This is a genomic window from Polaromonas sp. P1_E3 (assembly GCF_056405935.1).
In genome coordinates this window covers 1-9,713 of the sequence record NZ_JBFUBD010000098.1, presented here as the reverse complement: position 1 = coordinate 9,713, position 9,713 = coordinate 1, and the positions used below count along the sequence as shown (strand labels likewise).

Annotated in this window: 8 protein-coding genes; all 8 read right to left on the bottom strand. The window is 63.7% G+C overall.

Translation table 11 applies throughout. From position 1 onward, the window contains the following. Window positions 1-374: 374 nt before the first annotated feature. Window positions 375-2,936 carry an ABC transporter permease gene (locus AC1D0Z_RS12120; RefSeq protein ID WP_477658499.1) on the bottom strand — a complete coding sequence of 854 codons (2,562 nt, stop codon included), beginning with the start codon at window positions 2,934-2,936 and terminating at the stop codon, window positions 375-377. Between the two features lie 69 nt (window positions 2,937-3,005). Further along, the gene (locus AC1D0Z_RS12115) at window positions 3,006-4,586 is read right to left on the bottom strand and encodes a C13 family peptidase (protein ID WP_477658498.1); all 1,581 of its coding nucleotides are present in this window, start codon (window positions 4,584-4,586) and stop codon (window positions 3,006-3,008) included. A gap of 23 nt (window positions 4,587-4,609) precedes the next feature. Next, complete coding sequence (locus AC1D0Z_RS12110) at window positions 4,610-5,665, bottom strand: formate dehydrogenase accessory sulfurtransferase FdhD (protein WP_477658497.1); 1,056 nt, start codon at window positions 5,663-5,665, stop codon at window positions 4,610-4,612. A 73-nt stretch (window positions 5,666-5,738) separates the two neighbouring features. After that, window positions 5,739-6,125, bottom strand: coding sequence for a hypothetical protein (locus AC1D0Z_RS12105; protein WP_477658496.1), 387 nt, complete (start codon window positions 6,123-6,125; stop codon window positions 5,739-5,741). A gap of 18 nt (window positions 6,126-6,143) precedes the next feature. Then, on the bottom strand, window positions 6,144-7,358 hold the full coding sequence (locus AC1D0Z_RS12100; RefSeq protein WP_477658495.1) for a formate dehydrogenase subunit gamma: 1,215 nt from the start codon (window positions 7,356-7,358) through the stop codon (window positions 6,144-6,146). 14 nt (window positions 7,359-7,372) lie between these two features. Then, window positions 7,373-7,615, bottom strand: a complete 243-nt coding sequence (locus tag AC1D0Z_RS12095; protein ID WP_477658494.1) for a hypothetical protein — start codon at window positions 7,613-7,615, stop codon at window positions 7,373-7,375. Next, window positions 7,612-8,232: a formate dehydrogenase FDH3 subunit beta gene (gene fdh3B / locus AC1D0Z_RS12090; protein ID WP_477658493.1), complete on the bottom strand. Its 621-nt coding sequence runs from the start codon at window positions 8,230-8,232 to the stop codon at window positions 7,612-7,614. Before fdh3B ends, AC1D0Z_RS12095 begins: the two co-directional genes overlap by 4 nt. A gap of 9 nt (window positions 8,233-8,241) precedes the next feature. Next, window positions 8,242-9,713: formate dehydrogenase subunit alpha (locus AC1D0Z_RS12085; RefSeq protein ID WP_477658492.1), on the bottom strand; the 1,472-nt coding region annotated here is incomplete at its 5' end.

Sequence of the window (9,713 nt, the reverse complement as noted above, 5' to 3'; positions counted from 1 at the left end):
AGGAATACCAAAACCGAATACCGAAGAAACAAGGACACGCCATGGCGTGTCCTTGTTGGTATTGATTTGGTATTTCTGACTTGGTACCCGAATTYGGACTTCCCCGTCCTGGCTGGGCCGAGCAGCGCAGACGGAGGCGGAAGGCCGGGCCGCAGTTGTTTGAGCGAAGTGCAACGTAGCGAGTTCTGCGGACCGCCGCCGGAGTCGAGCAGCGCAGGTTGCCCCGCAGCGCAGCGAAGGGGACCCAGACTGCGGGTCGCCTTTTCTTTGGTGACTTTCTTTTGGCGAAGCAAAAGAAAGTTACTTGCCGCCGGGCAACCCCCGGCCAGCTACCCTCAGCAAAGAGCGCATAGCCGGAGCAAGAACCGGCTCGGCTACTGAGCCTTCCGCAAAGTCTCCACCACTGGCGTATTCAAAACCGACCTCAACCCCCACCACCCCGCAGCCAACGCCAGCACCGCACCAGCAAGGCTGCCCATCAGCGGCACCGTCCACGACCCGGTCCAGTTGAAGTCAAACACAAACCGCGCCAGGCCCCAGCCCACCGCCAGCGCAACCACAGACGCCAAAAACCCGGCAAGCAAACCAACCCCCGCCAGCTCAGCCCGCTGCACCTGCCGCAGAAGCGAAGCACGCGCACCCACGGCCCGCATGATGGCGAACTCGCGGGCGCGCTCTTCGCGCGTGGCGGTGATGGCGGCGAACAACACGACCAGGCCTGCGGCCAGGGTGAAGCCGAACAGGAATTCCACCGCGCGTATCACCTGGTCGAGCACGCGCTGCACCTGGGCCAGAGTGCTGCTCATGTCGACATTGGTGATGTTGGGGAATGCCCGGACCAGTGTGTTGTCAAAACTCTGGGCATGCGGCTGGCCGGGCACGGCGGCGGGGGGCTCGGGTGCGCGAAAAGCGCTGATGAAGGACACGGGCACATCGGCTGGGAGCTGCGCCACCGGGTACATCACAAAGAAATTGACGCGCATGGAACCCCAGTCGACCTTGCGCAGGCTGGTGATTTTTGCTTCACTGATCTGGCCACCGATGTCAAAACGCAATGAATCGCCGAGCCTGAGGCCCAGCGTTTTGGCCAGGCCGTCTTCCACGCTCACGGCGTCTTTTTCGCCGCCCGTCCAGCGCCCGCCGGTCACCTGGTTGTGCCCGGGCATCTCGGCGCTGTTGGAAAGATTGAACTCGCGGTCTACCAGGCGTTTGGCGCGGTCGTCTTCAAAGTCGTCGGGCGTGACGGCCTTGCCGTTAACGGCCACCAGGCGGCCGCGGATCATGGGGTACCAATCAAACTTCTTCACCCCGCCGTCGCGCAGCGCTTTCTGGAAAGCCTCGCCCTGCTCCGGCTGCACGTTGATGACAAAACGGTTGGGGGCATCGGGAGGCGTCGCCTTGCGCCAGCTGCTGATGAGGTCGGTGCGCAGCAGCACGAGCAGCATCAGGGCCAGCAGGCCGACTGCCAGGGCGCTGGTCTGCACCACGGCGTACATGGGCCGGGCGGACAGCTGCCGCGTGGCCAGTACCAGCCAGCGCGGGGCGGTGACTTCATTCACGCTGGCGCGCAACAGCTTGACGGCGGCAAAACTGGCCACGGCGAACACCAGCACCGCGCCGGCAAAACCGCCGACCGCAATCAGGCCCAGCTTCAAGTCGCTGCTGGCGGCAACCAGCAAGGCCGCAAAGCCGGCAATGCCCACCCCCAGCACCGCGAGCGACGCGGGTTTGAGGTTGCCGACGTCGCGGCGAATGACGCGCAGCGGCGGCACTTGCGCCAGCTGCAACACGGGCGGCAGGCCAAAAGCCAGCAATAACGTGAGGCCCATGCCCATGCCGAACATGACGGGCCACCAGGTGGCCGCCGGCAACGCCGTTTCGACCAGCCCGGCCAGCAGCAGCACAAAGGCGTAATGCACGGCGAAACCCACCGCCACGCCAAGCGCGCTGGCGAGCATGCCGGCGACGACAAACTCAAAGGTGTAGGCCAGCGCAATGGTGCGCTGGGGCTGGCCCAGCACGCGCAGCATGGCGCAGTCGTCCAGGTGTTTGGCCGCAAAGCCGCGCGCGACGATGGCCACGGCCACGGCGCTCAGCAAGGCGGCCAGCAAGGCCACCAGGTTGAGGAATTTTTCGGCGCGGTCCAGCGTCTGCCGCATCTCGGGGCTGCCCGATTCGAGCGACTCCAGGCGCACGCCGCGAATGCCCGACTCTGCACCGGGTTTCTTGATCTCGTCGGCGGCCCACTTCACATAAGCCTTGACGGCCTTGTCATCACCGGCAACGGCAAAGCGGTAGTTGGTACGGCTGGCGGGCTGGATCAGGTTCGTGGCGGCCACGTCGGCCTGGTTGATCATCACCCGGGGAGAAAAGCTGATGAAGCCGGCGCCGCGGTCGGGCTCCTGCACGATGACGCGGGTGAGCTTGAAGCTGGCGTCGCCCATCAACAGCGTCTGGCCGAGCTTGAGGCCCAGCCCATCGAGCAGCGAGGCATCCGCCCAGGCCGTGCCGCGGGCCGGTACCTCCCGCGTGTCCTGGCCGGGGCCGTCCAGGCTGTCGGCGATCTTCATGCTGCCGCGCAATGGGTAGCCTTCGGGCACGCCCTTGAAAGCCACCAGTTTGCTGGCGCCACCATCCGCGTCGCTGGCGCGGCCCATGGTGGGAAATGTGACAGTGGAGATGGCCTTGAGGCCCAGGGCCTGCGCTTTGGCAATGAAGGCTTCCGGCGTGATGCCGTCGCTGCGGATCACGGCGTCACCGCCGAGCAGCTGGCGTGCATCGCGTTGCAGGCCACCCTTGAGGCGGTCGGCAAAAAAACCGACCGCGGTGAGCGCAGCAACCGCCAGGGTCACGGCGACGATCAGGAGGCGCAACTCGCCGGCGCGCAAGTCACGCAACAGGGTTTTCCAGCCGAGCTTGAGGAAAAGGGTGTTCATGCGCAGACCATAACGCAAAGTCCGCATCCCGGCATCATGGCCGGGCTTTGCAAGGGGTTTAGCGAAAGGTTACGGAGACGTTTTGAAGCCAGGTCCCGCCACCACCGGAGCCTGGGCTGGAACAGGAGCCGAAGCCGGAGCGCCCGGTGAGGCATCCAGCCGCTGCTCCAGCGCACGCAGCACGGGCCCGATGCCGGTTCCGGCCCTGATCTGCGGGTTGGAAAACCCGTCTTCCTTGCCGGCGTCGATCTCACGCTGCTTGATGACCGGAACGGCGCGTGAAAAGGCCTGCTCAAACGAGTGCGTCTTGCGCAGCTGCTCGTCAAACATGGCGCGGCCGAAGAAGGTGAGCTCAGACAGGCGCCCGCAACCATAGGAGGTGTGGGTGGCGTCAGCAGCTGTCATGACCAGGGTGGTGTYGCTGGCCAGGGTGTCGATCCAGCCGCCTGAGTAGCATGCCGATATCGCGATGACGCGGTGGCGGATGCCGGCATTGTCGAGCGCCTCACGCAGCTCGCCGGGAGTGAGGGGCGCCACCTCGAGCGGCCAGTGGGAAGCTGCGAGCCTGAAGTCGCTGGCGCCATGAGACGTCATGTAGACCACCAGCACGTCGTTGTCGCGGTCCATGCGCTGGGCGATGGCGTCGATGGCGCGCTGCAAATTCAAGGTGGTGGCCCAGGGATGGGTTTGCACGGTGCTGGCATGGTTGACCAGGTGCATCACGCGGCCTTCGGCGTCAAAGCGCTCGGCGAGCACACGGCTGACCATGGTGCTTTCGCGCAGGAATACATCTTCCGCGGCATAAGGGGCGAACACCAGGCCATAGACGTCGGTGATACCGCGGCGCTGCGGCGCGATGGCGGCCATCGTCTTTTCCATCAATGCCTGCTGGTGTTCAAAGGTCTGCTGGCTCAACCGCAGGCGGGGCCGGCTGTCCTCGGTGCTGGTCTGGCTCGCATAGTCCACCCCCCAGGTACGCACCTCGAACTGCCAGGCGGACACGCCCGTGGTTGCCAGCAGGACCAGCGCAAATACGGCCGTCCGCCAGGTCCATCCGGCGAAACGCCTGAAGAGGGAAAGGCTCACGCCAAGCGCCCAGGCCGTCATCACCGAGTACAACGCCCAGTAAAACCAGGGCGCAGAAAACACCGCCGCCTTGATCCATCCCTGAGCAATCGCAGCAACCACGCCTTGGGCGAGCAGCACATTGGGCAGCCCTGCCGCCAGCCACAGCGCGAGAAAGGTCGCCACACCGCGAGGCAGTTGGTCGCCGGGAACGGACTCGTCCGCTTCCGGGGCAAGCTCAACTTGGGGAACAGGAAAAGCCCACCACGCCAGGCCAACGCCCAAGCCGATCGTCCACCATGTCGACAACCAGGCCTGCAGGTTAAACACCGCAGGGCCTGCAACTTCCAGCCGCATCAATGCCACTTCCGTGGCTGCGACCAGAATTGCAATGCCCAACACCTGCAGCGGCGTCGGCGTTTTCCCCGCCACGCGGACCGGCAGGAAAAACGCAGCACGGATGCCCTCCTGCATCCATCGCAATGTGTCCAGCCGGCCAGGGGCATCTGGACGGCCGCGGTCCACCGGGCTCAGCAAAGGCTCAGGGATGCCGGGCAGCGTATGTTGAACTTCGGAGTCGTGCATGGCGGCATCATGCCACGGCAGATTCAGGGCTCAGCGCCCACCTTGCGAGGGTTGGGGCCCGCCAGTTCCGGCGCCAGGTGGAGCCGCTGTGCATTGGCGTAACAGACAAAACGCTTGTTGGTGGCACGGCCAATCGCACACAGCCCGACCGTCAGCGCCACCTGGTGGCCCATCTGTGTGATACCGCTGCGCGACACAACAATCGGCACATTCATCTGCGCCGACTTGATGACCATTTCGCTGGTCAGGCGACCGGTCGTATAAAACACCAGGCCTGCCGGGGGCTCCCTCTCTTCACCAGCCGGGGCCGCGGAACTGGCTTTGCCAGGCCGCAGGCGCAGCGCCCCCTCTTCACCAGCCGGGGCCGCGGAACCGGCTTCGCCGGGCCGCAGGCGCAGCGCCCCCTCGGGGGGCAGCGCAGTACGCGAAGCGACAAGCGTGGGGGCCATATTGACCCACATCCAGCCGGCGATGGTGTCGATGGCGTTGTGGCGGCCCACGTCTTCCACGAAGAGCAGCATCTCGGGATCCCCGGCCGTTACCGCAAACAATGCACAGGCATGCACCGAACCAGCGGATTTATAAGTCGTTTCCTTGAGCCGTATGGTGTTGACGAGCGAATACAACTGGGCCTGGGTAATGTGCGCATCTGCGGGCAGCACGATGCCGTCCACCTCGTCCATCAGGCCGCCAAACACACTGCCCTGCCCGCAACCGGTGGTAACTACACGGCGCGAAGTTTTTTCTTCAATGTCGTCAATGCCGTGGCGCGTCTTGACGGCCGCCGCGCCCACGTCCCAGTCGACGGTGATGGACTCGATATCGGCGACGTCCTTGACAAGGCGCTGGTTGCGCAGGTAGCCGAGCACCAGCAGCTCGGGGTGCGCTCCCAGCGTCATGAGCGTGACCAGCTCGCGCTTGTCGACATACACCGTGAGCGCGCGCTCGGCGGGAATGGCGACCTTGTGCGTCTCGCCGTATTCATTGACGGCATCTACTTCGCAGGTCAAGGGCGCCTGGGCGTTGGTCAACCGGGGCAGGCTTTGCAGGCGTGGAAGAGAGGAGGGCAAGGCGGGCATAAGGGAAGACTACAACAAAAAAGCCGGCCCCTTTCGGAGTCGGCTTTTCGAGAAAAAGGAGGTATCGCGGAGGTCAGGACTTCTTGGCAGGGTTGCCGACGGCATCGGGCTGCTTGGTGCTGGGCGGGCTGGTGGCGTTGCCTGCGGGCGAATGCGCGCCAGAGGCCTCAATCGGTTTGGATTCAGGCGGTGTGTAGGCAAACGGTCCCGGGTCGGCACAGGCGGGCGCCGGTGTCGGGGGCTTGGTCTCTTTGCCRGCAGCCTTGGCTGATTTGTAATAGGCGGCGGCCACCTTGTCCTGTGACTTGCACAGCAGGTAGGCGTCCACCTTGCCGGTCCAGGCCGTTTTGGCAGCCGCTTCAGCGGCCTTGGCCTTGGCTTCATCACTGAGCGGCGGCAGTTTGGCCAGGGCCAGGCTGGAAGCGCCAGCCAGAAGGCCGAGCATCAACAGTTTTTTCATGGGATCGGTCCTCACTTTTTATGCCTGGACGGTCTGGCCGGGCGGGGAAGGCTGGCTGCGCTGGGCAGGAATGTTGCCTGCCTTGACATCGTCGTACCAGTACTCGTGGTGCTCTTTCGCCCAGGTTTCATCGACATAACCTGTACGCATGGCCTTGTAAGCGCCCTGCATGCCGATGGTGCCCAGGTAAATGTGGCCGAGGAACATGCACATCATGAGTACGGTGGCCACGGCGTGCACCATGTGCGCCACCTGCATGGTGGAGCGTTCGTAAATCAGGCCGGGCAGCAGTTTGTCGAGCACAAAGCCCGACGAAACCACCACGATGCCGAGGAAGAACACGCCCCCCCAGAAGATGAGTTTTTCACCAGCATTGAAACGGTTCGAAGGCGGCTCTTCGCCGCCCGTGATCAGGCCACCGCCTTTGGCCAGCCAGTGCAGGTCGCCCTTTTGCGGCCAGTTGTCGCGCAGGAAGGTGAAGAACACGATCACCAGAGAGACCGCAAACAAAGGCCCCGCAAAGTTGTGCATGGTCTTCAAGGTCCAGGTCAGCCAGCCAAAAAGCGCGCCGCCAATGACGGGCTGGAGAAAGAATTTTCCGAACGCCATGACCAGGCCGGAAATGGCCAGGATGGAAAACGCAATGGCGTTGGACCAATGCGCCGCCCGCTCAAACGGCGTGAAGCGTTCGATCTTGCGGCCGGTCTCGGCGCCGTGCGTCTTGATGCTGCCCTTGCTGAAGTAAAAAATGGCAATGGCGAGCAGCACGATCAAAAACAGCGAGCCGCCGTACGGGATGATCCAGTTGTTGCGCACCTGGCGCCAGGCTTCGCCGGCGTTGGTCAGGCGCGAGCCGGGGTACTGCACAAAGGGCTGAATCAGGTTGCCGGCTTCGGGCGCTTCGCTCTTGGGCAGGCTGCTGTAGCCGGTCACGCCCTCGCCCACCTGGCGCCACATGGGCGCGTTGTTGCCCGGCTGCACCTTGGCGCGTTCACCGTTGGACTGCTTGGTGTAGTTGGGGTCGGCGCTGGCGTCGGGCTTGACCTCAAAGATGTTCTGCCCCTGGATGCCGCCGGCAGGCGCCGTGGTAGCGGCGGGTGCGGCGGTGGGCGCCGCCCTGGCAGCGCCCTTGGCTTGCGCAGCGGTGGCAGGCTGGGCCGCAGGGGCCTGCGCAGCGGCCAGGCCCGCCAGGGTGATTGCTATGAAAAATATAGCTGGTCGCGCACAATACATAAGGCCTCCGGTCACTATTTCGAGTTACCGATCTTGTTGTACTCGTTCTGGCTGTTCTGCGCGCGGGCCTTCAGCCCCTGCTCCCAGCTGGTCTTGTCGCCGGCTTTCCAGCCGGGCGCCGCAAACTGGGTTTGCACACCCTGGTAGGCCGCGCCGTCGCTTTTGACGCCGCTGCCCAGGGTTTGGGGTTTTTCACCGCAGGCGGACAAGCCCGACAGGGCGGCGATAGAAAGTGTCACTGCAAAAAGGCGCTTCATGATTTGGCTCCTGCGGGTGGTTGGCCGGCCTGTTTGGAACCGTAGGCGGTGCCCCAGCCCCAGACCTCGGCGCCCTTGCCGCGTTGCACCACACGGGTACGGAAGATGTCGGCGACCACATCGCCGTCGCCGGCGAGCAGGGCCTTGGTCGAGCACATTTCGGCGCAAGCCGGCAACTTGCCTTCGGCCAGGCGGTTGCGCCCGTACTTTTCAAACTCGGCCTGGCTGCCGTTGACTTCAGGGCCGCCGGCGCAGAAGGTGCACTTGTCCATCTTGCCGCGCACACCAAAGGTGCCCGAAGCCGGGAATTGCGGCGCGCCGAACGGGCAGGCATATGAGCAGTAGCCGCAGCCGATGCAGATGTCCTTGTCGTGCAGCACCACGCCCTCGTCGGTGCGGTAGAAGCAGTTGACGGGGCAGACCGCCATGCAAGGTGCGTCACTGCAATGCATGCAGGCGACCGAAATGGATTTTTCACCCGGGACGCCGTCGTTGAGCGTCACCACGCGGCGGCGGTTGACTCCCCATGGGACTTCGTTTTCATTTTTACAGGCAGTGACGCAGCCATTGCATTCGATGCAGCGCTCGGCGTCACAGACAAATTTCATTCTTGCCATGGTGGTTCCTTATGCTTTTTCGACGTTGCAAATGGTTGTCTTGGTTTCTTGCATCATCGTCACGCTGTCGTAGCCGTACGTTGTTGCCGTGTTGACCGCCTCGCCGCGTACCACCGGCGCTGCGCCATTCGGGTAGTAGGCCAGCATGTCAGCGCCTTGCCAGCGTCCCGAGAAGTGGAAAGGCATCCACACCGTGTCGGGGCCGACACGCTCGGTCACCATGGCCTGGACATTGAGGCGGGCGCCGGTGGGGCTGTTCAGCCAGACGCGCTCGCCGTTGCGTATGCCGCGGTCGGATGCGGTTTTTGGATTGATTTCGACGAAGGCTTCTTGCTGCAGCTCGGCCAGCCAGGGGTTGGAGCGGGTCTCTTCACCGCCGCCTTCGTATTCGACCAGCCGGCCGGACGTCAGGATGAGGGGGAACTTCTCGCCGACCTTGTCCGCGATGTTCTTCTGCTGGATCGTCTTGTAAAGGGTGGGCATGCGCCAGAAGGCCTTTTTGTCGTCGTGCGTCGGGTACTTGGCCATCAGGTCGGCCCGGGTTCCGTAGAGCGGCTCGCGATGCTGCGGTATGGCATCAGGGAAGTTCCACACCACGGCCCGCGCCTTGGCATTGCCGAACACGTGGCAGCCGTGGACCTTCATGGTGACGCGAATGATGCCGCCCGACGGATCGGTCTTCCAGTTCTTGCCCTCAGCAGCAGCTTTTTCGGCATCTGTCAGGTCGGCCCACCAGCCCAGCTTCTTGAGCAGAACATGGTCGAACTCGGGATAGCCCGTGGTGATTTCGGCACCCTGCGAATACGAACCGTCTTCTGCCAGCAGGTTGACGCCGTCTTTTTCCACGCCGAAGTTGGCGCGGAAGTTACCGCCGCCATCCATCACATGTTTGGAGGTGTCATACAGGTTGGGTGAGCCGGGGTGCTTGAGATCCGGGTTGCCCCAGCAGGGCCATGGCAAGCCAAAGTAGTCGCCGGTCGTGTCGTAGCCGGTGACCTTGTCCTTGCCGCCTTTGGACTTGAGGGTCTTGACGTCGAACAGGTGCATGGTGCGCATATGCGCCTGCAGGCGCTCGGGGCTTTGGCCGGTGTAGCCAATGGTCCAGACGCACTTGTTGATCTCGCGCAGGATGTCGTCCGGCACGGGCTCGTCCATGCCTTTGACCTTCTGCATCTTGTAGTTCTTGGAAAGCTCTTTGGCGAAGCCGAGCTTTTCAGCGAACTGATGCATGATCATGTGGTCGGTGCGGCTCTCCCAGAGCGGCTCGATCACTTTTTCGCGCCACTGCAGGGACCGGTTGGAAGCCGTCACCGAGCCGCTGGTTTCAAACTGCGTGGCGGCCGGCAGCAAATACACCGCGCGTKTGGGGTTGAGGTCTTCAGCCTTGCCCGGCATCGCCGCCATGGCGGCGGTGGCCGACGGATAAGGGTCCACCACCACCAGCAGGTCCAGCATGTCCATGGCCCGCTTCATTTCCAGGC

What these genes read in the sequence shown, in the direction of transcription:
- AC1D0Z_RS12120 (WP_477658499.1), bottom strand. Translation starts at nt 2,936, where the DNA reads ATGAACACCCTTTTCCTCAAGCTCGGCTGGAAAACCCTGTTGCGTGAC.
- fdh3B (WP_477658493.1), bottom strand. Translation starts at nt 8,232, where the DNA reads ATGGCAAGAATGAAATTTGTCTGTGACGCCGAGCGCTGCATCGAATGC.
- AC1D0Z_RS12110 (WP_477658497.1), bottom strand. Translation starts at nt 5,665, where the DNA reads ATGCCCGCCTTGCCCTCCTCTCTTCCACGCCTGCAAAGCCTGCCCCGG.
- AC1D0Z_RS12095 (WP_477658494.1), bottom strand. Translation starts at nt 7,615, where the DNA reads ATGAAGCGCCTTTTTGCAGTGACACTTTCTATCGCCGCCCTGTCGGGC.
- AC1D0Z_RS12100 (WP_477658495.1), bottom strand. Translation starts at nt 7,358, where the DNA reads ATGTATTGTGCGCGACCAGCTATATTTTTCATAGCAATCACCCTGGCG.